Annotated in this window: 29 protein-coding genes and 1 tRNA gene; 8 read left to right on the forward strand and 22 right to left on the reverse strand. The window is 68.7% G+C overall.

What is annotated here, in order from left to right; translation table 11 throughout:
* Window positions 1-33 precede the first annotated feature (33 nt).
* The 4 genes from FHS97_RS11585 to FHS97_RS11600 form a co-directional block, all read right to left on the reverse strand.
* Window positions 34-1,035, reverse strand: coding sequence for a hypothetical protein (locus FHS97_RS11585; RefSeq protein WP_246346624.1), 1,002 nt, complete (start codon window positions 1,033-1,035; stop codon window positions 34-36).
* Window positions 1,032-2,393, reverse strand: coding sequence for a glycosyl transferase family protein (locus FHS97_RS11590; protein WP_246346625.1), 1,362 nt, complete (start codon window positions 2,391-2,393; stop codon window positions 1,032-1,034). Before FHS97_RS11590 ends, FHS97_RS11585 begins: the two co-directional genes overlap by 4 nt.
* Before the next feature lie 218 nt (window positions 2,394-2,611).
* Complete coding sequence (locus FHS97_RS11595; RefSeq protein WP_184037595.1) at window positions 2,612-3,157, reverse strand: RcnB family protein; 546 nt, start codon at window positions 3,155-3,157, stop codon at window positions 2,612-2,614.
* Between the two features lie 119 nt (window positions 3,158-3,276).
* Window positions 3,277-3,744: an outer membrane protein assembly factor BamE gene (locus FHS97_RS11600; protein WP_184037598.1), complete on the reverse strand. Its 468-nt coding sequence runs from the start codon at window positions 3,742-3,744 to the stop codon at window positions 3,277-3,279.
* 120 nt (window positions 3,745-3,864) lie between these two features.
* Here FHS97_RS11600 and FHS97_RS11605 point away from each other — a divergent pair, with 120 nt between their 5' ends.
* Window positions 3,865-4,374, forward strand: a complete 510-nt coding sequence (locus tag FHS97_RS11605; RefSeq protein WP_184037601.1) for a ubiquinol-cytochrome C chaperone family protein — start codon at window positions 3,865-3,867, stop codon at window positions 4,372-4,374.
* Window positions 4,371-4,901, forward strand: a complete 531-nt coding sequence (locus tag FHS97_RS11610; protein ID WP_184037605.1) for a YceD family protein — start codon at window positions 4,371-4,373, stop codon at window positions 4,899-4,901. Before FHS97_RS11605 ends, FHS97_RS11610 begins: the two co-directional genes overlap by 4 nt.
* 6 nt (window positions 4,902-4,907) lie before the next feature.
* Here FHS97_RS11610 and FHS97_RS11615 read toward each other — a convergent pair whose 3' ends face one another.
* Genes FHS97_RS11615 through ftsE form a run of 4 tightly spaced genes read right to left on the reverse strand, consistent with a single transcriptional unit; the run spans window position 4,908 to window position 7,697 of the window.
* Window positions 4,908-5,591, reverse strand: a complete 684-nt coding sequence (locus FHS97_RS11615) for a lysophospholipid acyltransferase family protein (RefSeq protein WP_184037609.1) — start codon at window positions 5,589-5,591, stop codon at window positions 4,908-4,910.
* Window positions 5,588-6,124 carry a YdcF family protein gene (locus FHS97_RS11620; protein WP_184037611.1) on the reverse strand — a complete coding sequence of 179 codons (537 nt, stop codon included), beginning with the start codon at window positions 6,122-6,124 and terminating at the stop codon, window positions 5,588-5,590. The genes FHS97_RS11615 and FHS97_RS11620 overlap by 4 nt, the downstream gene beginning before the upstream one ends.
* Window positions 6,121-6,993, reverse strand: a complete 873-nt coding sequence (locus FHS97_RS11625) for a cell division protein FtsX (protein WP_184037614.1) — start codon at window positions 6,991-6,993, stop codon at window positions 6,121-6,123. The genes FHS97_RS11620 and FHS97_RS11625 overlap by 4 nt, the downstream gene beginning before the upstream one ends.
* The gene (ftsE, locus tag FHS97_RS11630) at window positions 6,990-7,697 is read right to left on the reverse strand and encodes a cell division ATP-binding protein FtsE (RefSeq protein ID WP_184037618.1); all 708 of its coding nucleotides are present in this window, start codon (window positions 7,695-7,697) and stop codon (window positions 6,990-6,992) included. Before ftsE ends, FHS97_RS11625 begins: the two co-directional genes overlap by 4 nt.
* Before the next feature lie 115 nt (window positions 7,698-7,812).
* On the opposite strand from ftsE, the gene FHS97_RS11635 reads away from it, so the two are divergent.
* The 5 genes from FHS97_RS11635 to FHS97_RS11655 all read left to right on the forward strand — a co-directional run bounded on the left by FHS97_RS11635 (window position 7,813) and on the right by FHS97_RS11655 (window position 12,544).
* A complete protein-coding gene (locus FHS97_RS11635; protein WP_184037621.1) occupies window positions 7,813-8,571 on the forward strand; it encodes an MJ0042-type zinc finger domain-containing protein in 759 nt (252 codons plus the stop codon).
* 92 nt (window positions 8,572-8,663) lie between these two features.
* Window positions 8,664-8,750: transfer RNA gene (locus FHS97_RS11640), tRNA-Leu, on the forward strand.
* Window positions 8,751-8,873: 123 nt separating this feature from the next.
* Window positions 8,874-9,890 (forward strand): hypothetical protein, encoded by a 1,017-nt coding sequence (locus FHS97_RS11645; RefSeq protein WP_184037624.1) that lies wholly within the window; start codon window positions 8,874-8,876, stop codon window positions 9,888-9,890.
* A gap of 13 nt (window positions 9,891-9,903) precedes the next feature.
* The gene (locus FHS97_RS11650; RefSeq protein ID WP_184037627.1) at window positions 9,904-10,236 is read left to right on the forward strand and encodes a hypothetical protein; all 333 of its coding nucleotides are present in this window, start codon (window positions 9,904-9,906) and stop codon (window positions 10,234-10,236) included.
* Window positions 10,237-10,366: 130 nt separating this feature from the next.
* Entirely contained in the window at window positions 10,367-12,544 is a 2,178-nt protein-coding gene (locus tag FHS97_RS11655) for a transglycosylase domain-containing protein (RefSeq protein WP_184037630.1), read from the forward strand.
* On the opposite strand, the gene FHS97_RS11660 is transcribed toward FHS97_RS11655, so the two are convergent.
* From FHS97_RS11660 to FHS97_RS11670, 3 genes are read right to left on the reverse strand one after another with little or no spacing between them, the layout of a single operon-like run.
* On the reverse strand, window positions 12,517-13,194 hold the full coding sequence (locus FHS97_RS11660) for a YgjP-like metallopeptidase domain-containing protein (RefSeq protein WP_184037633.1): 678 nt from the start codon (window positions 13,192-13,194) through the stop codon (window positions 12,517-12,519). The genes FHS97_RS11655 and FHS97_RS11660 overlap by 28 nt on opposite strands.
* Entirely contained in the window at window positions 13,191-13,634 is a 444-nt protein-coding gene (locus FHS97_RS11665) for a YcgN family cysteine cluster protein (protein WP_184037636.1), read from the reverse strand. Before FHS97_RS11665 ends, FHS97_RS11660 begins: the two co-directional genes overlap by 4 nt.
* Window positions 13,622-14,209 (reverse strand): SCO family protein, encoded by a 588-nt coding sequence (locus FHS97_RS11670; RefSeq protein ID WP_425506310.1) that lies wholly within the window; start codon window positions 14,207-14,209, stop codon window positions 13,622-13,624. Before FHS97_RS11670 ends, FHS97_RS11665 begins: the two co-directional genes overlap by 13 nt.
* Before the next feature lie 66 nt (window positions 14,210-14,275).
* Here FHS97_RS11670 and FHS97_RS11675 point away from each other — a divergent pair, with 66 nt between their 5' ends.
* Window positions 14,276-14,884, forward strand: coding sequence for an ankyrin repeat domain-containing protein (locus FHS97_RS11675; protein ID WP_184037639.1), 609 nt, complete (start codon window positions 14,276-14,278; stop codon window positions 14,882-14,884).
* 115 nt (window positions 14,885-14,999) lie between these two features.
* Here the strand turns inward: FHS97_RS11675 and FHS97_RS11680 are convergent, their stop codons facing one another.
* From FHS97_RS11680 to FHS97_RS11730, 11 genes are all read right to left on the reverse strand, one after another.
* Window positions 15,000-15,491, reverse strand: a complete 492-nt coding sequence (locus FHS97_RS11680; RefSeq protein WP_184037642.1) for an MmcB family DNA repair protein — start codon at window positions 15,489-15,491, stop codon at window positions 15,000-15,002.
* A 64-nt stretch (window positions 15,492-15,555) separates the two neighbouring features.
* On the reverse strand, window positions 15,556-16,104 hold the full coding sequence (locus FHS97_RS11685; RefSeq protein WP_246346626.1) for a cell wall hydrolase: 549 nt from the start codon (window positions 16,102-16,104) through the stop codon (window positions 15,556-15,558).
* A 271-nt stretch (window positions 16,105-16,375) separates the two neighbouring features.
* A complete protein-coding gene (locus tag FHS97_RS11690) occupies window positions 16,376-16,711 on the reverse strand; it encodes a DUF1491 family protein (protein ID WP_184037649.1) in 336 nt (111 codons plus the stop codon).
* Window positions 16,708-17,160, reverse strand: coding sequence for a PaaI family thioesterase (locus FHS97_RS11695; RefSeq protein ID WP_184037652.1), 453 nt, complete (start codon window positions 17,158-17,160; stop codon window positions 16,708-16,710). The genes FHS97_RS11690 and FHS97_RS11695 overlap by 4 nt, the downstream gene beginning before the upstream one ends.
* A complete protein-coding gene (locus tag FHS97_RS11700) occupies window positions 17,150-17,620 on the reverse strand; it encodes a PTS sugar transporter subunit IIA (protein ID WP_184037655.1) in 471 nt (156 codons plus the stop codon). The genes FHS97_RS11695 and FHS97_RS11700 overlap by 11 nt, the downstream gene beginning before the upstream one ends.
* Before the next feature lie 9 nt (window positions 17,621-17,629).
* On the reverse strand, window positions 17,630-18,220 hold the full coding sequence (gene hpf / locus FHS97_RS11705) for a ribosome hibernation-promoting factor, HPF/YfiA family (RefSeq protein ID WP_184037657.1): 591 nt from the start codon (window positions 18,218-18,220) through the stop codon (window positions 17,630-17,632).
* Window positions 18,221-18,275: 55 nt separating this feature from the next.
* Window positions 18,276-18,965: a DNA polymerase III subunit epsilon gene (gene dnaQ / locus FHS97_RS11710; protein WP_184037662.1), complete on the reverse strand. Its 690-nt coding sequence runs from the start codon at window positions 18,963-18,965 to the stop codon at window positions 18,276-18,278.
* A gap of 10 nt (window positions 18,966-18,975) precedes the next feature.
* Window positions 18,976-19,569 carry a dephospho-CoA kinase gene (gene coaE / locus FHS97_RS11715; RefSeq protein ID WP_184037666.1) on the reverse strand — a complete coding sequence of 198 codons (594 nt, stop codon included), beginning with the start codon at window positions 19,567-19,569 and terminating at the stop codon, window positions 18,976-18,978.
* Window positions 19,566-20,381 (reverse strand): shikimate dehydrogenase family protein, encoded by an 816-nt coding sequence (locus tag FHS97_RS11720; RefSeq protein WP_184037668.1) that lies wholly within the window; start codon window positions 20,379-20,381, stop codon window positions 19,566-19,568. The genes coaE and FHS97_RS11720 overlap by 4 nt, the downstream gene beginning before the upstream one ends.
* A 158-nt stretch (window positions 20,382-20,539) precedes the next feature.
* Complete coding sequence (locus FHS97_RS11725) at window positions 20,540-21,127, reverse strand: Maf family protein (RefSeq protein ID WP_184037671.1); 588 nt, start codon at window positions 21,125-21,127, stop codon at window positions 20,540-20,542.
* Window positions 21,127-21,957 (reverse strand): pyruvate, water dikinase regulatory protein, encoded by an 831-nt coding sequence (locus FHS97_RS11730; protein WP_184037674.1) that lies wholly within the window; start codon window positions 21,955-21,957, stop codon window positions 21,127-21,129. The genes FHS97_RS11725 and FHS97_RS11730 overlap by 1 nt, the downstream gene beginning before the upstream one ends.
* Between the last annotated feature and the right edge of the window lie 284 nt (window positions 21,958-22,241).

A 22,241-nucleotide genomic window follows, 5' to 3' on the forward strand; every position in this document is an offset into this window, starting at 1 on the left:
CGAACCGCTAGCCGGTTCGCGGGCCCGATGCCATCAATAGTCGGCACCGATCGACAGCGCCGGCCCCGAACCGGGCCGCGCCGCGCCCGCGACACGCTGCCGCCACTCCAATGCGACCCGCAGATGCGGCGCGCCGCCGAGCGGCAGGTCGATCGTCGCCGCCGGTCCGACGTCCAGCCGGCGCGCGTCGCGTTGCGCCCCGCCCCAAAGCCCCAGTCCGATCGCGAAGGTCGTGCCGCCGCCGGTACGCACCACCCGGCGGGTGGCGCGCGCCGCACCGTCGGCATAACCCTCCAGGTCGTTGCGGAGCACCGCCCCGGCCTGCGCATAGCCGTCCAGCCGGAACCCGGCGGGCAGCGGCCGGTCGCTGACCCCGCCGACCAGCCCGAGCGCGCTTCCGCCACGCTGGTCGGCGAGGCCGATGCGGCGCTCGGCGACCAGACGAATCGGCAGCGCGGTCGAGCGCCACTCGATGCCGATCGCCGCTTCCTGCTGGGGCGTATCAAGCGCTGCCGCGATCCGCGCGACGATCGCGACACGCCCGTCGGCGGTGATCGCGCGCGCGACGCGGATGCCGGCCTGCGCGCCGCCGAGTTGCGGAGTCGCCACGCCGCCCCCTGCCCCGCTGCCCCGCACCATCGCCCAGCCGCTCGCCGACCAGCGTCGCGGGGTCGCGGCCGGGGTGATCGGGATCGCGAGCGGCATCGCGTCGATCTGCACCGCCGGCGGCCGGGCCGGATCCATGCGCGCCGCCATCGGCATCGCGACCGGCGCGCTGAGCGCGTCGGGCGAGGCGGTCGACCTGCCTCGCGACATGATCGCGCGCCTCCGCGGCTGCGGCGATGGCACCATCGGCGGCGTGCGCGGCGCATCCGCCACGACGACCGGCGGCTGCCGACGTTTGACGATCCGCCACGCGACATGGTGCACCGCGCGCACCGGCGGCCGATCGGGCCAGAGTTGCCAGGTCCGCAGCGCGATCCACGCCCCGATCACCACCACCAGAAAGCGCAGCGGCCGCCCGGTGCCGCTCACGATCCGCTCGGAAGCTGCTCGGGAAAGTGGTGCGCGGTCTTCTCCCAGCGGGGCGCGGCACCGAACAAGGTGGCGAGATAGCGTGTCAGCGCGCGGCGTGCCGCCAGCATCGCGATGTAATTGGCGACCGGCGCGCGCGGCACCGACCACCACCCCTCCTGCCACCCGTGTTCGGCGGCGGTGTGCCTCGCGCGTGCGCTCAGCCGCCAGCACAACAGCGCGGTGTTGAGCGTCAACAGCACACGAAGGCCCCGCCCGAACGGCGTCGGCGCGCTGCGCAGCACGAGATGCGCCAGCGACGCGGCACCCCAGCCGACCAGCGCAAGATAGGCCGCGACCAGCGCCGCCACGGCCAGCAGCCCCCGCCGGTCGCGCATCCGCATCCAATATTCCGCGCCATGCCGTCGCGGCCCCCAGCCGGTGCGATCCCATCCCGACAGCGCTATTCCCGCCACCCAGCGCGCCTTCTGGCGCACCGCGGTGTCGATCGTGTCGGGAAAATAGGCCCGCGTCGCGATCAGCCGGCCGCCGGCAGTCGCGCGCCAGCGCACGAAGCGCGCGGGCAGCCCCAAGGCCGCGACGCGCAGGCCGAGCTCGTAATCCTCGGTGAGACTCTGCGGCTCGAACGGCGCGCCGCTCCCGCCGTCCAGCCGATCGAGCGCGTCGCGGCGGATCGCGCACCCCACGCCGGCGAGCGGTACCGCCGCGCCCAGCGCCGAACGCACGGTGAGATCGCGCCGGTGCGATTCGGCGAATTCGTCGGCATAATGGCCGGAGACCAGTCGCCGCCGGGTGTCGACCAGCGGCACCACCGGCAATTGGACCAGCGCGACGTCGCGAAGCTGATCATCGAACACCCGCAGCTCGTCAGGGTCGACAAGATCCTCGGCATCGTGGAGCACGATCGCCGCCGTCGTTCGACCACCGGCCCGCTCGTCTTCGACCAACGCCCGCCACAATTGGTTGAGGCAGTCGGCCTTGGTGGTCGGCCCGTCCCGCGTGCCGACCACCATCCGCACGCGCCGGTCCTCGCCCGCCACGGCCGCAACCGCCGCCATCGTGCCGGGATCATTGGGATAGCAGCCGACGTAGAGGTGATAGTCGGGATGGTCGTAGCGCGTCAGCGTGGCGCGCAGCATCGCGCCGATCACCTGTTGCTCGTCCCATGCGGGTATGAACACGGCGAGCGGCAGCGGCGGCGCAGCCGGCGCGTCGGCGCGATGCGGCTCCGGCTTCCGGACGCGCCACCACACCAGATCCATCACGAGATCGTCGATCCCGCCGAGCAGGATGACGACCGCGGCGAACAGCGCCAGCTCCGCCACGACACGATCCACCGCGCCGAGCATGCCGGTCATCGTCCCCCGCTTCCCATCACGTCCGCCTCTCGACCGCCGCATCGATGGCAAGACTGTGGCAGAAAAGCAACGTCGCGAAAGAAGCGACCGGGCGTCACGAACCGTTTGGTAAATGGCGCGTTGCGGACGCGGTCCCCTTTCCCCCTTTCGGGACCGGTGCCGACCCAAGCCGGTACCGGCCGCGCCGTCGCGTTACTGGCGGCGCGGCCGAATCGGAGTCAGAAGTAGAAGCCGCGCACCACGTCCAGCACCACGCCGCGGCGCTGATCGACGAGCAAGGCGTCGTCATAATGTCGCACCCAGCGGGCGCGCGCCGGCGCGGCGGGCAGGCGATAACGCCACGGATCGGCGATCACGTAGCGCATACCGTAATAGGCCGGGGCGATCCGCGCACCGGTGCGGAACGACTGATAGCGGAAGGGAGCCTGCCAGCCGCCGCGGGCGTACAGGTCGCGATGGCCGCTCCGCCAGCGCTGCATGTCGGCGCGCCATTCGCGCCGGTCGCGCTGCCATTGGCGTTGCTGGCGCAGGTCGCGCCGGTCCGCGCGATAGTCACGCCGCGCATCGCGCAGGTCGGCGCGTTGCGCGCGGACGTCGCGCCAGTCGCCGCGTGCCCGTGCGCGATCGAGCTGGCGCTGCTCGTGGCGAATGTCCTGTCGATCGCGGCGCAGCTCGGCGCGCGATTGCGCGGCCGCCGGCGCGGACGCGACCACACCCGACAGCGCGGTCGCGGCGAGCAGGGCGGCGGTGACAAGATGACGCATCACATATCCTCCATGACGACGACGCGACCCGTGCCGCATCGTTGTCCAGGAAGATGACGCGCCCGCGCTGAACCGACCGCGAACACGCGCGTCAGCAAAGCGACAGGATTATCGGGGCGTTATTGCCCGTTACGCCCGGTCGGACCGGCACCGCCCGGCGCACCCGCGGCACCGACCGCGCCGATGTTGCCGAACAGGTCCTGGAAGAAGCCGCGCTCGCGGCCCAGCGTCGGCGTGGTCTTGCCATAAGGCTTCACGCTGACGACCTGCTCGACCCCCGACTTGCGGATCGCGCTGACGTTGCCCGCCTGATCGAAGCTGATCTGCAAGGTCAGCTGATCGCGCGGCCGCGGGGCGTTGAACGCATAATTGCGGCTGTCGCGGGCGATATAATACCAGTCGCCCTGATTGAACTGGCTCGCGAAGCTGGGCGTGCCGAGCGTGGCGAGCACCGACTGGCGGTTGTCGACGCCCGGCTGGATCGCGTTCACCAGATCGGCATCGACGATATAGCCCTGATGCGAGCGGAGCGGAGCACAGCCCGCGGCAAGAACGCCGGCCAGGGCGAGGAAGATCAGCGGGCGCATCGATACTCCGGTCACAGGCGCGCGTGGACTTTGCGGCCGTCCGCCTCAATATGCCCGACGGCGCGGCGAAACAAGCGCGTGCCCGCAACGGATCGCGCGCAACGGTAAAGGGATGATGTGGTGGGCTGGTTGACGAAGGTGCTGGGACGACGCGACCGGGATGCCGCGCTGCCGCTGTACGATGCGGTGGTCGCACGGGCGCGGGCGCCGCATTGGTATCTGGAGGGGGCAGTCCCCGACACGCTCGACGGGCGGTTCGACATGGTCGCGGCGGTGCTGGCGATGGTGCTGCTGCGGCTGGAGGACGACCCGCATGGCGCGGAGCCGATCGCGCAACTGACCGAGCGCTTCGTCGACGACATGGACGCGCAGGTCCGTCAGATTGGGTTCGGCGACATGGTGGTCGGCAAGCATGTCGGGAAGATGATGGGGATGCTCGGCGGGCGGCTCGGCGCGTATCGGGACGGACTGGCGGAAGGTGTGCTCGACGCCGCGCTGGTCCGCAACCTGTATCGCGGCATCGCTCCCGATCCGGCGGCGATCGCGCATGTGCGCACCGGGTTGATCGCGCTCCGGACGTCGCTGGCCGACGTACCGCTGCCGCAGTTGATGGAAGGACGATGGGCATGACGACGGAATTCTCACGGGTCGAGCGGCTCGACACGATCGGCGGCGAGGAGCGTCAGGTGACGATCGAGGCAGACGCCGGGGAGCGCGCCGCGCTCGCCCGGCGGTTCGGACTGGTGTCGCTCGACCGACTGACCGCCACCTTTGCGATCCGGCGCGACGCAGCGGCGATCATCGCGCGCGGCCAGGTCAGCGCTTCGGCGGTGCAGAGCTGCACGGTTACCGGCAATCCACTGCCCGCCAGCGTCAAGGAAGACGTGACGCTGCGCTTCGTCGAGTCCGCGAGCGCAAGCGGCGGCGAAGATGAGGTCGAACTATCCCAGGATGCGCTCGACACGATCGAGATCGAGGGCGGGGGCGTCGATCTCGGCGAGGCGGCGGCGGAGACGATGGCGCTCGCGCTCGATCCGTTTCCGCGCAGCCCCGATGCCGCCGCCGTGCTGAAAGAGGCGGGGGTGATCAGTGAGGAGGAAGCCGGCGCGTTCGGGGCGCTCGCCGGGCTGAAGGCGAAGCTGGAAGGAAAGGCGTGAACGCGCTCAGTGATTGAGCACGTTGATCGCTTCATGGACGCGCGCCTCGGCCTCGGCGCGCGGCAGCCCCGGGGGGATCGGCTCGCCGATACGAATCGTGACGATGCCGGGGCGCTTGGCGCCCTTTTTGGGCAGCAATCGCCCGCTGTCGAGTGCGATCGGCACGACCGGCAACGCCAGCGCCTTATAAAGGCCCGCAAATCCCGAGCGCAGCGGCGGCGACTCGCCGTGCGGCACACGCGTCCCCTCGGCATAGACGACCACCGACCGCCCGGTCGCGCGCACCGCCGCGGCCTCTCTCATCATCGCGCGCAGCGCGTTGGCGGACGCCTCGCGATCAACGACGATCGCGCCATATTGCACCGCGCACCAGCCCCATAACGGAATGCGCATCAGCTCGCGCTTGAGCACCATCGCCGGCGAGCCGAGGATCAGTTGCAGCTCCAGCGTCTCGTACATCGCCTCGTGCTTGGCGACGTAGAGGAACTGCCCGACTGGCACCTCACCCTCCACCCGCGCGCGGATGCCCAGAATCCATCGCATCAGCACGCGGTGCAGCCGCGACCAGCGATCGGCGTGCGCGATTACCACGCGCTGTCCGAACAGCGCCGCGATCGGCGTGGTCACCACGATCGGCACCGAGGCGGCGTAGAAGATCGCGCGGAAGATGATCGTGCGCAGCCAGTTCATCTCAGTCGCTCCCCCCACAACACCAACCGGCGCAGCAGCAGCTTGTTGTATTCGTTAAAGGCCTGCGTCAGCGTCGGCTGCGCCTCGACCCCGTCGACCAGCACCGACACCTCATCGCCGAGCGCGGGCCCCAGCTCGAGCGCCGCACGCCGCGCGTGCCAGTTCGACGTCACCAGCCGGATCGAGCGATAGCCGCGCGCGCGCACCCAGGCGGCGGTCTCCTCGGCATTGCTGCGCGTATCGACCGCCTCGGCGCCGAGATCGACGCAGCAGGCGATCGTCGCGGCATGGCCCGCGACCCGCGCCAGATCGGCGCGCGTCACCCCCGGCGCGGTGCCGGTCACCAGCATCCGCCGCGCACGGCCATGTTCGAGCAGGTCGAGCCCGCGCGCGATCCGCCCCGCCGCGCCGGTCGGGACGACGATCCCGTCGGTGCGCGCCCCGGGATCGGCGGGTTTCGGCAAGGCCAGCATGAACAGCGCGAAACCCAGCATCCACAGCAGCAACGCCAGCGCGACGATCCGCCGGATCATGCCAGCCGCCCCAGTGCGCGGCGCACCGCCGCGTAAGCGACCAGCGCCGCCAGCGCGACGACCATGACCGGCAGCGTCACCGCCGCAATCCACCCCGGTCGTCCCAGCATCATGCCCCCCAACAGCTGCGATCCGGTGCCCGCATTCGCCTCGCCGAGCAAGACGATCACCCCCCATGCCAGCGGCGCGCCGATCGCGGCGGCGAGCGCCGCGTCGCGCGCCATCCGCCGGCAGAACAGCATCGCGATCTGGCCGTCGGTGGCGCCGAGCCGGTGCATCACCTCGATCGTCAGCTGGTGCGCGGCAAGCCCGGCGCGGGTCGACAGCAGCACCATCGCGATGCTCGCCGCGATCATCAGCGCGACGATCGCCGCCGCGAGCAGCATCATCATCCGCAGCAGCGTATCGGTGCCCGCAAGCGCGGCGCCATGCGCGTCGAGCTGCGCCGCGGGATCGACCGCCGCCACGATCCGGCGGACCTCGGCGACGGCGTCGCGCCCGGGTGCGACGGTCACGTCGATCAGCGTCGGCACCGGCAGGTCCGCCTCGGTCGCGGCGCTCCCCAGCCACGGCCCGAGCAGGTCCGCGACCGCCGCGCGCGACACCGGCACGACGTGCACGACCGCGGGCGAGCGGCGCAGCGCGGCGACCGTCTGCGCGGCGCGGCGCGCGCGGGTGTCGGCATCGGGTGCAACGATCTGCACCGTCACCTGCCCCGCCAGCGTTGCGCCCAGCGCGCGGCTCGCCGTCGCGGTCGCGATCCCGCCGGCGGTCGCCAGCACCGCGAGGAAGATCATCACCGCCAGCACCCCGGCCATCGTCCAGCCGTCGCGCGCGGTATCGAGCAGGCGGGCGGTGGCGGCGATCATGCGCGCTCGCGCCGCGGCGGCACGCGCAGACCGCCGGTCGGGTCGGTCAGCCGTCCGCCGGCGATCCGCATCATCTGCGCCGACGGCACGCGCGACAGCAGGTGCAGGTCGTGCGTCGCGACCACCACCGTCGTCCCGAGCTGGTTGAGCGAGGCGAACAACTGGATCAGCCGGTCGGCCATCGCATCGTCGACATTCCCGGTCGGCTCGTCCGCGAGCAGGATGTCGGGTCGCGCCACCACCGCGCGCGCGATCGCGACCCGCTGCTGCTCGCCCCCCGACAGCGTCTCCGGCTTTGCCTCGGCGCGGTGCGCTAGCCCGACCCATGCCAGCATCTCGCCGACCGCCTCGCGGATCTCGTCGTCGTGCTGCGCGGCGATCCGCAGCGGCAGGGCGATATTGTCCGCGACCGACAGGTGCGCGATCAGCCGAAAATCCTGGTAGACCATCCCGATCCGCCGCCGCAGCAGCGGCATCCGCGCTTTGGGCGTGGCGGCGACATCGGTGCCGAACAGCCGGATCGCCCCGCGGCTGGGCCGTTGCGCCAGGTGCAGCAGGCGCAACAGCGAGGTTTTCCCCGCCCCGCTCGCCCCCGTCAGGAAATAGAAGGCGCCCGGAACGAACGAGAAGCTGACGTCGCGCAACACCTCTTCGCCATGGCCATAGCGAAGCCCCACATTCTCGAACTGCACGATCGCCGCCATCGGCCACCGCCTTTGCACGCGGTGCGCGGCGGCTTCAAGCATGGCGACTCCTGCTTGCGTTACGGAGCGCGCGCGTGCTTAGATTCGGCTCGTCCGTCCTCCCGGTGCCGCGCCTATGATCCTCGATTGTCCCGAATGTCGCGCCCGCTATCTGGTGCCGGACGACGCCATCGCCCCGCCGGGGCGAACGGTGCGCTGCGCCAATTGCGGCCATAGCTGGTATCAGGACGTCAGCTACGCCGACGAGCCCGAAGAGGCCGAGCTTCCCGCGCCGGTCGAAGAGGCCGTCCCGCCCGTCGCGGCCATCCCGGCGCCGGTCGCGGCGGAGACGCCGCCTGCCCCGCCGCCCGGCCTGCCGTTGCAGGCGCCGCCTTCAGCGGCGCCCGAGCCGCCGGAGCCGGCGCGCTACGACGCCTTCGCGCATCGTCCGCCGTTCCGGACGCCCGTGCGCGGCAGCGGCCGGATTCGCACGATCGCCAGCCTCGCCGCGGGGCTGTTGATGCTCGCGGCGGTCGCGGTGATCCTGTGGACGACCGCGCCGGGGCTCGCGCAGCAGATCGGCCTGTCGATCGGCCCGGCGGAATTGCCGCTGCGGATCGCCGACAATCCGATCGAGCGTCGCAAGATGGCGAACGGATCGGAGCTGTTCGCGGTCAGCGGCCGCATCACCAACCCGTCCTCGACCCGGCAGCGCATCCCCGACATCCGCGCCGACCTGCGCGATTCGCAGAACCGGATCGTCTTCAGCTGGACGATCACGCCACAGCAGCGCACCCTGCTGCCCGGTGGCGCGATCGACTTCAATTCGGCGCAGGTCGACGTCCCCGCCAGCTCGAAGCGGCTGGATCTCAGCTTCGTCGGCGAGGCGAGCTGAGCGGAAAGTGAGAAAGGCCGTTGCCAGCACCGATCGGCTTTGCTAGGGGCGCTCGCCTACCAGACGCCGGGGCTGCCCGGTGGACAACACGTGCGGTCGTGGCGGAATTGGTAGACGCGCAACGTTGAGGTCGTTGTGTCCGAAAGGACGTGGAAGTTCGAGTCTTCTCGACCGCACCAGTTTTCCTGAAAGTTCAGAAGCAAAGCACCGAGGGGCGCTCCCGCCCGCGGTTTTGCGCGGTTTTGCTTGCTTTCCGACCACTGTTCCTATAATGTTCCCGCCATTCGGCAGGGGAGAACGGAATGGTTCACGCGTCGAGAAGATCGTCGAGCGGTTTCTCGCACTGGTTGCGGACAGGCCGATTGCCGCCGGTTCGCACCGCGGACGGCATCGAACTTAAATTCAATCCATGGCACGATCCGACGGACGGTCGCTTCACATTCGCTGGCGCAGGATCAACTCAAGGCGTTGGCACCCGCGACTCGCGCCAGCCTCGACTGCGTCGCGGCGCTCGTGGCGGATCGTCGAAAAGCACCGGCGGGCCGCCTGCCGGCCCCGACCCCCGAATTTATTCTAAGATTTCGCCAAAGGCAAAAGCAGGAAACGCGAAACAATCGCACCCGATCGGTAAGTTCGCGGGTGGGGCCGGCGAAGGTCTGTACGATGCCGTCAAGGAAACGGTCACCGGCACCTATTCGCTTCTGACCACCAATCCGGTCACCACGATCAAAGACATCAATAGCGGCGTCGCGGCGATGATCGACGGTGCGCTGGCCGCGGAAGATACGCCGGCACACGTCCAGGTTCAACGCGCCGCTTCGGCGGTCGCGCATATGTCCCCGCATGATCTCGGCCACGTGGTCGGCTCGACGGTCGGCGACGCGGCGTCAGCAGTCGCGCCGGGCGCTGCGCTGAGCAAGGTGTCGAGGTTGCGCTATCTGCGCACACTGCGACCTCACACGGTCTACGAATCGCCCAAAATTAAGAACATGAAAGAGAATCTCGGCAAGGAACCCGCGCCTTGGAAGGATTACAACAACGGGGCTGAAGGTGCTCAACCAGGATTTGCTCCGGCATTGATGCGCACAATGCCAGATGGTTCAATGCGACCTGTAAAGTTTGACGGCATTGACGGAGATTACGTCATCGACCGAAAATGGGCGGTCGTAAACCGTCCCCGCGCACGAGCACAGGCATTACGGCAGTCCGAGGTCCTAGCGCAGCATAGATTGGTTGGAACGTGGGAAGTTCCAGATGAAATACAAAAAGTCAAAGCTCTTAAGCTATTCAAAGATTTAAAATACGCAATATCAAGGTAAGGGTGGTTAAGCCATGAACGTCGATCGTGAGTCTCTTGTCGCCAGACAGGTAGCAGAAATTATCATAGGGTATGTTGATTTTCTGGAGATTCCAGATGAAGACATCGTCAATCCAGACAACGCGATGCAGATGATGGAGTATCTCGCCGCGCAGCTGGAAGGTTTAGAGAAAGGTTTCCTTCGTCAGCTTGTCGACGCCTTTTACGCGATCGCCGACGAATCTACAGGCGAAACGCGGGAAGCGGTGCGCAATATTCCCCACGGCTTTTATCTGGAGGAGGCACTCGCCGCCGACGATCCGGTGCGCCTTGCCGAACTGGAGGCGATCCGCGATGCCCGGGACTGAAGATCGGCATCCTGCTTCCGGGTAAAAGCAGCCGGGCGGGGATGACGTTGGGTGGCCACGCTCCGGGTCACCCGCCGCCCAAATATCTTGTTCACCCCCGCTCAAGCCGCTATCCGCCACGGGGCTGATCATGGCCCGCGCCCGCACCTCCCGCTCCGCTCCGTCCAGGACCCGCTCGCCGTGGCGACGTCGGGCCGGGCTTGCCGTCAAACTCGCGCTCGGGGCGATCGTGCTGGCCTTCGCTGCGCTGCTGACCGCGGTCTATATCGCGCGCTCGCAGCTCCCCAGCTTTGAATCGCTGAAATCGTCGCCCAACGGGCAGATGATCCGCGTCCATGCCGCCGACGGCTCGGTGCTGGTGTCGCTCGGGCCGAGCTATGGCGAGTGGCTGGCCTATGACCGCATTCCCGCGGTGATGCGCGACGCGACGATCGCGGTCGAGGACCGGCGCTTCGACAGCCATGTCGGCGTCGACCCGGTCGGGATCGTCCGCTCGCTCTACGTCAATTACGAGCGCGGGCGGCGGGTCCAGGGTGCTTCTACGATCACCCAGCAGCTCGCGCGCAACATCTTCCTGAACAATCAGAAGAAGTTCGGGCGTAAGTTCCGCGAGGGCATCCTCGCGCTCGCGCTGGAGCGCAAATTCTCGAAGGAACAGATCCTCGAGCTGTATCTCAACAAGGTCTATTACGGCGGTGGCGCCTATGGGATCGACGCGGCGAGCCGCAAATTCTTCGGCCATGGCGCGGATCATCTGAGCCTGCCCGAGGCGGCGGTGATCGCGGGGCTGGTCAAGGCACCCTCGAACTACTCGCCGACCGCCGATGCGCAGGCCGCGGTCGGGCGCGCCGGCGTGGTGATCCAGCAGATGGTGCGGAACGGCTTCATCTCGGTCGATCAGGCGCGCGAGGCGAACGATGTCGGTGTGAAGCTGGCCCCTGCGCCGCGCCAGAACAGCGTGCGCTATTTCACCGACTGGGCGCTGCCGCAGCTCGACCTGCTGATCGACGAAACCGAAAAGCCGTTGGAAGTGTGGACGACGCTCGACCCCGCGATGCAGCGCGATGCCGACGCGGCGGTGCGCGCCAACGTTCCCAAGGGCGCGCAGGGCGCGCTGGTGTCGATCGACCGCGACGGGTCGGTACGCGCGATGGTCGGCGGCACCGATTACGTCAGCTCGATCTACAACCGGGCGACGCAGGCGCAGCGCCAGCCGGGCTCGTCGTTCAAGCTGTTCGTCTATCTCGCCGCGCTGGAGGCGGGCAAGACGCCGGAGGATCGCGAGATCGACGAGCCGGTGACGATCGACGGCTGGAGCCCGCGCAACGATTCACGGCGCTTCTCGGGCAGCGTCACGCTGCGCACGGCGTTCGCCTATTCGCTTAACACGATCGCCGCCAAACTGGGTCAGGCAGTCGGCTTCCAGACCGTTGCCGACATGGCGCGACGCTTCGGGATCAGCACGCCGGTCAACACGCATCCGTCGATGGTGCTCGGCACCTCCGACGTGAGGCTGATCGACATGACGCGCGCCTTCGCCAGCGTGGGCAACAAGGGCGTCGCGATCACGCCGTTCGGGATCACGCGCGTCACCGCCGATGGCGAGGAGATCTACCGCCACGAGGTCGACCGCAGCCAGGTGCTGGTCGCGCCCAACGTCGCCGCCGAGATGACCGACCTGTTGCAGACCGCGGTCAACACCGGCACCGGTCGCGCGGCGCAGATCGGGCGGCCGGTGGCGGGCAAGACCGGCACGACCACCAGCAGCAAGGACGGCTGGTTCCTCGGCTTCTCGTCGGGGCTGACCACCGGGGTGTGGATGGGGCGCGACGATGCGCGCCCGATCGCCGGGCTGCACGGCGGCACCGCCCCGGCGCGTGCCTTCCGCGAGTTCATGGTCAAGGCCGTCGCCAAGCGGCCGATCGAGCAGTTCGAAACCGCGGTGACGCTGCCAGAGGCGCAGCTCGAGCCCGATGCGGAAAGCTATTACGGCGCGCCCGACAATGCGACCTATACCGACGATGGCGGCTATGGCGTGGAGGCGGGTACCGCCCCCGAGCAGGGCACGGTGTTCGGCCCCGAGCGGCCGGTGGTGCAGCCGCTTCCGCCGCAGGAAAATGAGCCGCAGCAACAGCCGCACTCGGCGCAACAGCAACCGCGCCCCGACGAGCGGCTCGATCAGGACTGGCTCGATCGCGTCACCGGGCAGCCGCGTCGCGACGCGGTGCGGACTCCGCCGCCGCCGCGCGCCGCACCGCCGTCACGCCCGTCGGCCGCGGCTCAGCCCGGCGAGCGGCCGTACCAGTGAAGCGCCGCGCCGTTCGCGCGTAGCCACGCGCGTTCGGGCCGGGGATCGCGGCCGTAGAGTTCGGCGACCAGCGCGTGAAAGACCGGCGCGTGATTCATGTGGACGCGGTGTGCGACCTCATGCGCGGCGGTCGCCCGGCGCACCGCTGGCGGGGCGAGCACCAGCCGCCAGCTGTACCGGATTGCGCCATGATGCGCGCAGCTGCCCCACCGCCCGCGCGCGTCGCCGATCGTCACCCCGCTGACGCTCACGCCGGCGCGTGCGGCGTAGAAAGCGGTATCCTGCTCGAGCAACGCCAGCGCCTGCCGCCGCAGCCACCGCTCGACACGGTGCGGCAAGCTTTCGAGCAGTCCGCCGAGCACCAGCCGATCGCCCTCCACCGCCGGGGTGCGCAGCGCGTCGGCGTGCCACGCGATCGTGAGCATCTTCCCGTCGACGGGGATCGTCGCGCCAGGGACGAACGGTCGCGCGGCGGGTAGCCGGTCACGCTGATGATCGATCCACGCCTCCTGCGCGCGCGCCCACGCCAGCGCCTTGGCGAGCGAGGCACGCGGCGGCAGCGTCAGCCGCGCCTGGCCGCTGACCGGATCGAACGACAGCCGCGTGCGGCGCGCGCGCGGATGGCGCACCACCGCGATGTCATCGGTCACAGCTCGCGGTCGACGATATGCAGTTCGAGCTCGCCGGCATCATCCTCGCTGATCGTCCAGCCGCGCACCGACTGACCGGCGCGATGGACCGCCTCGCGATCGCCCGACACGAGATAATGCCACTCGGGCAGCGGCTCGCCCGCCGCGCGCAGCCGATAGGCGCAGGTCGTGGGCAGCCAGTCGATCGCGTGGACGTTACCCATCGTCAACCGCACGCACTCGCTGACATAGGCGCGGCGGTGGCGGTAGTTCGAGCATTGCCCGCTGCGGCGATCCAGCAACCGGCACGCGACGTTGGTGGCGACCAGCTCGCCGGTCTCCTCATCCTCCAGCTTGTGGAGGCAGCATTTGCCGCAGCCGTCGCACAAGGCCTCCCATTGCGCGCGGTCGAGCCTGTCGAGCGGCGTCGTCTCCCAGAAACGACCGGTCAGTGCGCCCATTTCCTCACCTCCGTCGCGATCGCAGCCGGCGGGCCTTCGGGCAACAGCGCCAGCGGCCTGCCGTCCGGATCAAAGAGATAGATCTGCCGGCTGTGGTCCATGAGATAGCCGCCCCCGGTGCCGGCGCCACGTGCGAAATAGATGCCATATTCCTTCGCGACCTTCGCGATTTGCTCGGGCGTCCCGGTCAGGCCGACGAGCCGCGGATGAAAGGCGGTGACGAACCGCTTGAGCGCGGCGGGCGTGTCGCGCGCCGGATCGATGGTGATGAAGATCGGGACGATCCGCTTGCCGAGCGCCGGATCGTCGCGCTCGATCGTCTTGAGCGCCGCCGCAATGTTCTGCACGTCGGTCGGGCAGACATCAGGGCAGAAGGTGTAGCCGAAATAGACGATGCGATAGCGTCCGGCGAAATCGCGATCGGTGACGGTGCGCCCATCCTGATCGGTCAGCGTGAAGGCGCCACCGATCCGCGCGCCCGCCAGCGGCGGCTCGCCGGCCGGCTCTTTGGCACAGCCCGAGAGAGGCCCGGCGAGCAGCAGCGCGAGCGTGGCGGCGAAACAGCGCATGTTCATGGCGAGGCCAGATGTGATGCGTTATAGGCAGCAACGCAACCCTCAGTCCTAGCGAGACCCGCCCCGATGCTTCGCCGTTCGCTTATTCCCATCGCGCTGCTCGCCGCGCTGCCGGCGGTCACCGCCACGTCCGTGGCCGCGCAGCAGCAATCGCAGAGTTACAAGTTCCTTGAAGCAGTGCGGAAGGGTGACGGCAACGCGGTGATCGGAATGCTCGACCAGCCCGGCCAGACGATCATCAACGCGCGCGACATCACCAATGGCGAGGGCGCGATCCATATCGTCGTCAAGCGCGGCGATGCGGCCTATCTGCGCTATCTGCTCGCCAAGGGCGCCGATCCGAACCTGCGCGACGGGCAGGGCGACACCGCGATGATGCTGGCGGTGCAGGCGAACCAGCCCGACCTGATCCAGATCCTGGGCGCGTCCAAGGCCAATCCGAACCTCGGCAACAATGGCGGCGAGACGCCGCTGATCCGCGCCGTGCAGCGTCGCGACCTTGGGCTGGTTCGCGCGGTGCTCGCCGCCGGCGGGAACCCCGACCAGACCGACAATGTCGCGGGCATGTCCGCACGCGATTATGCCAGGCGCGATACGCGTTCGGCGGTGATCCTGAAAATTCTCGAGGAAACGCCCGCCAAGCCGCAGCGCGCGGTGGCAGGTCCGAAGTTCTGATCTCCATAGCCGGCATCCCGGGCTCGACCCGGTATGCCGCTTTTCACGACAGCTGTGGAGAAGACGGCCGGGGATCAGGTCGGCGGCGACAAGACTTGGGTAGCGACCTCCGCCCTCAAAAGCCGCTCACCGCATCCGGGTCATGCGCGGCGATCACCCGCCGCGCGGCACGGCGCGCGAAAGCGAGCGTGCAGCGCTTGCGGGTGGCGGCGGGCAGCGGATCGGTCCGCGCCTCGCGCACGATCGCCGCATCATAGCGGTCGGCGACGATCAGCCCGGTACGATCCGGCAGGAACGCTTCCCCCGCGATCGGCGTGGCATCGAAGCCCGCCGGCACCGCCCAGTAGAAGCGGTCGCAATGCGCGAGATAATCCTGCCACTTGCCGTCGCCGAGCAGGTCGGCACGCGAAACCTTAATCTCTACGATCACCAATTGCCCACGTGCGTCGACAGCCATCAGGTCGGCGCGGCGGCCGCCCTCCAGCGGGACTTCGGCGATGGCGGTAAGATCGTGCCGCAGCAGCATCCGCGTCACGCCACGTGCGACATCGAGCGCACATAGCGCGGCGGTAGCATCCTGATGGCAGGTATCGGGCGGCGTCAACATGGCCACCCGAATAGAACATCATGCGAACGAAAGCCACGCCCTCGTTTGCATCGTCCGATTGCGATCAGCGATAAAAGACGTGGTTGCCGATCGAGGCGACGCGGACGCCATTGGCGTGGCCGGCGCGGCGATGGTTGAAATACAGCGCATTGGCGGCATCGCTTTCCCATGCGTCCTTCAGCGCGACCTTCGCGACGGCCATGGCGGTGCGCCAGTCGTCGTTGCTCGGCGCGGCTGGCATCCGGCCACCGCGCACGAACGAGAATTGCCCCTTCTGCGTGATGACCTCGCAGGCGCTGCCGCCGAAACGGTGCGAGCGGGTGCGGTTGAGGATCACCTCGGCGACCGCGAGCTGGCCGCTGAGCGGCTCGCCGCGGGCTTCGAAATAGATGGCGCCGGCCAGGCAGCGCAGGTCTTCGCCGGCGTCCGAGCGGATCGACTGGTCGGCGACTGCGGCGGCGAGGGTGGGATAGGCGATCTGCTCTTCGACCTGCGCCGGCGTGACGGTCGCGGTCGTGGTGTCGGCGACCGGCGCCGTAGCCGGTGCGGCCGGGGCGATTGCGGGAACCTGTGCGGGCAGGGCGAGTTGAATCGCGGTAGAAGCGGCGGGCATCGCCGGAAGTTCAGCGGCCAGTCCGGGAGCGCTCTGCGCTACCAGAGCAAGGACCGAGAAAGTAAGCGTCGCAAAAGTTGCGAGGCGCGAGCTGAACGGCATTCCACATCATTTTTATGCGGTGGGTGCGCGGATACGATCGCTGAAGCAGCGTTAGCTGTTCGGTATCGCTCCGGGTCCCCCCCGACTGCGTCACCGTCGGGATCGCACCCCGCATCGGCACAACGCACGTTGTCGATACCGTCCGGCTACGGGCAACAGGTTAACAGGGTCAATGCGACAGGATCGTTTCAGCGACGAACCGTTCGGCTTGCGGGACGTCCAGTTCGATCACCCACAAATCCGGATCGCGACGGCGACGATTCTGCCAATATTCCTCGACCGCCGCCGGGTCGTCGGCGCGCGGGCCGGCCGGAACGAGCGCATCACGGTCATCGAGTCCCCGCATCCGCTCGACCGCACGCAGCCCGCGACCCTCCGCGATCAGGATCAGCAGCGCGCCGCCCTGCGGCTCGCCGCTGGCACGCACCACCGCCAGCCCGCCGGAGTCGTTCACGCGCCGCAGCAGCGCACCGACCGACAGGTGGGTCGGCAACCGCATGCTCATCGGCCCGCGTACCCCGGCAGCGACGCCAGCGCGATCCGCGAGCGCATGAAGGTGCCGGTACCCCGCGCCACTTCCTCGCCGGTGGCGGTGACGAGGCGCGCCTCGGCGACGAAGACCCGGCGCTGCCCGCTGATCCAGCGGCCCTCCGCCACGACCGGTCCCACGCCCAGCGGGCGGGTGAGCAGCAGGCTGAACTGCGTCGTCAGCAGGAAGCGATCGGTGACCAGACTGTTGCAGGCATAGAAAGCCGCATCGTCGAGCATCTTGAAATAGCTGGTGCCATGCGCCGCGCCGGCGGCGTGGAAATGCCGTTCGTCGACCGCGAAGTGGATTCGCGACTCGCCGGGCGCGACCAGCTCGAGCCGCGACTCGAAGAAGCGATTGATCGGCGCGGCCGCATAGAGCGACTCGAGCGCGCGATAATGTGCGGCGGCGCCTTCAGGCGGCATCGCGCTCGCCATGGTCGGTGAGCAAGGCGTACATCGCGTCCGGCGACCCGGCACCGCGCAGCTTCGCGATCAGCGCACGGTCGCGCAGCCGCCGCGCGACGCGCGCGAGCGCCTTGAGATGCTCGCCTCCCGCCTGCGGCGGCGAGAACATCGCCATCACCACGTCGACCGGCGCATCGTCGAGCGCGCCGACGTCGAGCGGCTGGGCGAGCCGCGCGACCGCCAGCGCGATCCGCGGCAGGCCCGGCACGCGTGCGTGGGGGATCGCGACCCCGCCTCCGAACCCGGTCGATCCCTCCTTCTCGCGTGCCGCCAGCCCATCGGCGAGCAGGCGCGCATCGACCCCGAGGATGGGAGCGGCGAGCGCCCCCATCTGCGTGAACAAGGCCTTCTTCGAAGTCGCCGGCATCCCGAGGACGATCAATTCGGGGACGAGCAGGTCGCTAAGATCGCTCGCCATCAGTTCCGGTCAACCACCACGCTGCGGCTCCACCCAGCCAATCGTCCCATCGCCGCGGCGATAGACCATATTATAGGAACCGGTGCCCGCATTCTTGAACAACAGCGCCTGCGTGTTGCGCAGGTCGAGCATCATCACCGCATCCGACACGCTGGCATCGGGCACGTCGACGCGCGTCTCCGCGATCACCAGCGGCGCATCGCCGGCATCGTCCTCGCCGATCTGCTCCGCGAACAGCGTATAGCCGGCATTGTCGTAGCCGTTGCGGTCCTGCGCCTCCTCGGTCGCGGCATGTGCGGCGTGGCGATCCTTGAGCCGGCGGACGTAGCGGCGGAGCTGCTTCTCGATCTTGTCGGCGGTTCCGTCGAACACGAGATGCGCGTCATGCGCGACGTGGCTTCCTTTCAGGATCAGCCCGCGCGTGACGTGCGCGACGATGTCGCAGGTGAAGCCGTTATCGTGCGGCCCCTTGCCGAAGGTGACCTCCGCCGAGATGGCCCGCGCGAAATATTTGTCGGCGATACCCTGGAGCCGGTCCTGCACATGGGCCTTCAGCGCGTCGCCGATCGCCACCTGGTGACCTGAAATCCGGATATCCATACACTTCCTCCATCTCTGCCGGCTCGCCCCCCTGCGATCCGGCGGTACGTTCGCGTCATTCGGACGCGGCGACCCCCCACAAAGGCTCTTTGACCTTCTTTAGAAACGCAGCATGTGCGGCCAGTTCCGCATCGCTCGGCGAAAAGACCCGCACGGGGCGGGGGCGGGCCGGTGCGGCGACCACTTGCTCGACGATGATCGGCGCGGCTTCGCTGACCAGCCCGAGACCGATCTGCCGCCCGCCCATCAGCTCGACATAGACCTGCGCGAGCAACTGCGCGTCGAGCAGCGCGCCGTGCAGCACCCGGTGCGAGCGGTCGATCCCGTAGCGGCTGCACAGGGCGTCGAGCGTGTGCTTGGCGCCGGGATGGCGGACGCGCGCGATCGCCAGCGTGTCGACCATCCGCGTCCGGCACACCGCCACGTTGCCGCAGCGTTCCAGTTCGCCGTTTAGAAAGGAAAAATCGAAACCGGCGTTGTGCGCGACCAGCGGCGCGTCGCCGATGAATTCGAGCAGCGCCGCGACGCCGGCCGCGAACACCGGATGCTTGGCGAGGAAGGTGGCGGACAGGCCATGGACGCGTTCGGCCTCGGCCGGCATGTCGCGCTCGGGATGAAAATAGGCGTGGAAAGTCCGGCCAGTTTCAACGCGGTTGACCAGTTCGACGCAGCCGATCTCCACCATACGATCGCCACCGGTGAAGCTGAGGCCCGTGGTTTCGGTGTCGAAGACGATCTCGCGCATGATCGCAGTGTTATCGACCCTGTCCGTCCCGCACGCAAGCGATGACGCGCAGCACCGCGGCGCGGGTCTCGTCGAGCGGCACGTCGGTGGGGATCACGAAATCGGCGTGCGCGCGCTTTTCGGTATCGCGCATCTGCCGAGAATCGATGGCTTCGAACCGGGCCAGGGTCATGCCGGGGCGCGCCAGCACGCGTTCGCGCTGCACCGGAGCCGAAGCGGACACCACCACGATGAAATCCATGTCGCGCTCGCCGCCGGTCTCGAACAGCAGCGGGATGTCGAACACGACCAGCGGCGAATCATGATGCCGGACGAGAAAGGCTTCACGCTCGGCGCGGACCGCCGGGTGGACGATCGCCTCCAACGCGCGCATCGCGGCGTCGTCGCCGAGCACCGCTTGCCCAAGCGCCGCGCGGTCGACCCCCTGCGCGCCGGTGGTGCCGGGAAAGCGCGCCTCGATCGCCGCGACCAGAGCGCCGCCCGGCCCCTGCAGGCGGTGGACCGCCGCATCGGCGTCGAACACCGGCACCCCGGCGTCGGCGAACATCGCCGCGACCGTCGACTTGCCCATGCCGATCGACCCGGTCAGGCCGAGGATCGTCATGCCAGCAGGCGCGCGCGCAATTCCCCGTCATGCTCGCGTGGCGGCGCCGCGCCGAAGAACAATTCGAACGCGACCGCCGCCTGCCCGATCAGCATCTCCAGCCCGTCGACCGTCTCGAGGTCGCGCGCGCGCGCGGCCTTGAGCAGCGGAGTCTCTAGCGGGGCATAGACGATGTCGTAGACGACCGCCTCCGCAGGCAGGGGGGTCAGATCGAGATCGAGCGGGTCGTGCCCGGTCATGCCGAGCACACTGGTGTTGACGAGCAGCGCCGCTTCCGGGAGCCGCGCGGTGAGCGGGAGCGCATCGCCCTTGAGCCCGAACTTCGCCAGCAGCGCCGCGCCCTTCAGCGGGGTGCGGTTGAGCAAGGTCACGCGGCCGACGTTGCTGCGCGCGAGCGCGAACAGCACCGCGCGCGCTGCGCCGCCGGCACCGACCACCACTACCGGCTGGCCGGCCAGATCGAGATCGGCGATCGGCGACAGGAACCCCGCCGCATCGGTGTTGGTGGCGATCAACGCACCGTCCTCGCCGCGGAACACGGTATTGGCCGCGCCGATCATCCCGCGCACGTCGCCGGGATCGGGGACATGATCGAGCGCCGCCACCTTGTGCGGGACGGTGATGTTGCAGCCGCGCCAGTCCGGGTCGGCGCTGCGGCGTGCAAAAAAGTCGGCAAGGTCGTCGGCCACGACGTGCGTCGCACGATAGTCGCCGGCCAGCCCGAGCTTTTCCAGCCAGAAGCCGTGGATCAGCGGCGACTTGGAGTGGGCGATCGGATCGCCGATCACCTCGGCATAGGGGGTGTTCGTCATGATGCTACCTTGGCCGATGTGGTGACGGTAAGGTCGGTGGGACGCTTGCCGTCATGCCGGGCTCGTCCCGGCATCCACGGGTCCGCACACCTTCGCCTCGTCGGGGTTGTGGCGCCCTGGACCCCGGAACAAGTCCAGTGTGACGTACAGGTCAAAGGTCACGCCGGCAGCACCTGACGCACGCGCAGATAGTCGAGCACCGGGAGCAACGGCATCCCGAGCACGGTGAACTGGCTGCCGTCGATCCGGGAGAACAATTGCGCGCCCGGCCCCTCGATCCGGTAGCAGCCGACGCAGCCAGAAATCTCCGGCCATTCGGCGTCGAGATAGGTCTCGATGAAGGCGGGCGAGAGCGGGCGGACGAACATCTTGGCCTTGTCGACCATCCGCCACACCGGCTGACCGTTCTCGGCGATCACCGCCGCGCTGACCAGATCGTGGCGCTTGCCCGACATGCGCGTCAGGTGCTCGCGCGCTTCCTCGCGGCTGGTCGGCTTGTCGAGGATCGTGCCGTCGTCGAGCACGGCAAGGCTGTCCGATCCCAGCACCAGATGCCCGGGATGCCGCGCACTGACCTTGAGCGCCTTCAGCTCGGCGAGTGCATCGGCCACGTCGCGCGGGTGGCGGCCGGCCATCGCCGCCTTGAGCGCGGCTTCGTCGGCATAGGCCGGCTCGGCGGTGAAGGGCACACCGGCGGCGGCCAGCATCGTGGTGCGCGAGGCGCTTTGCGAGGCGAGAATCAGCATCAATCGGTGTTCCGTGCGGCGAGCCCGCGGCGTTCGTTGACCAAGGCGATGATCGCGGCGGCGGTTTCCTCGATCGAGCGGCGCGTGACGTCGATCACCGGCCAACCGTTATCGGCGAACATCCGCCGCGCATAGGCGATCTCGCGCGCGACCGCGTCCTGGTCGACGTAATTGGTTTCGGTCGCCTGATTGAGCGACAGCAGGCGGTTGCGGCGGATCTGGATCAGCCGGTCAGTGCTGGTGGTCAGCCCGACGACCAGCGGATTCTTCAGCGAGAACAGCGCGCGCGGCGGCGGGCTTTCGACGACGATCGGGATGTTGGCGGTCTTGAAGCCGCGATTGGCGAGGTAGATCGAGGTCGGGGTCTTGGACGAGCGGCTGACCCCGGCGAGCAGGATGTCGGCCTCCTCCCATTCCTCGTGCGCGATCCCGTCGTCATGCGCGATCGTGAACTGGATCGCATCGACGCGCGCGAAATAGGCCGCGTCGAGAACGTGCTGCCGGCCGGGGCGCGCCTTGGCCTGCTGCCCGAGCAGCACCGACAGCGCATCGTTGACCGGATCGAGCGGGGCGACCGTCGGCAGCCCGAGCGCCTTGCAGCGCGTCTCCAGCGCGGTGCGCGTCACCGGATTGACGAGCGTGAAGATCACGAGACCGGGATTTTGCGCGATTTCCTGAAGGATGCGGTCGAGATGGGTTTCGGTGCGCACCATCGGCCAGAAATGCCGGACGGTCTCGACATCGTCATATTGCGCCAGCGCCGCCTTGGCGATGTTCTCCAGCGTCTCGCCGGTCGAGTCCGACAGCAGGTGAAGGTGGAGGCGAAGCATCAGAAGCCGGACATCGGAGGGGGTGGACCGATCTGTGGATAAGTCGTGGATAGCCGCTAGCGTAACTTCACCGACCCGCCAAGCGCGACCCCGATCGGTGGAAAACTCCGATTCTGTCCACAGCGCCGTCCCCAACCCGTCATTTTATCCACAGGCTGTGGAAAGCGTGGACAGCGCCATGCGACTCCGACGGCGTCCGGCAGAGTCGATCGAGTCAAGCTGTTGGCAATTCCGGTGCTGGCGAATAAGCCCCGCGATCCACGCGCCAACCACATCAACAACCA

The organism is Sphingomonas endophytica (genome assembly GCF_014199415.1).
In the GTDB taxonomy this organism is placed as follows: domain Bacteria; phylum Pseudomonadota; class Alphaproteobacteria; order Sphingomonadales; family Sphingomonadaceae; genus Sphingomonas; species Sphingomonas endophytica.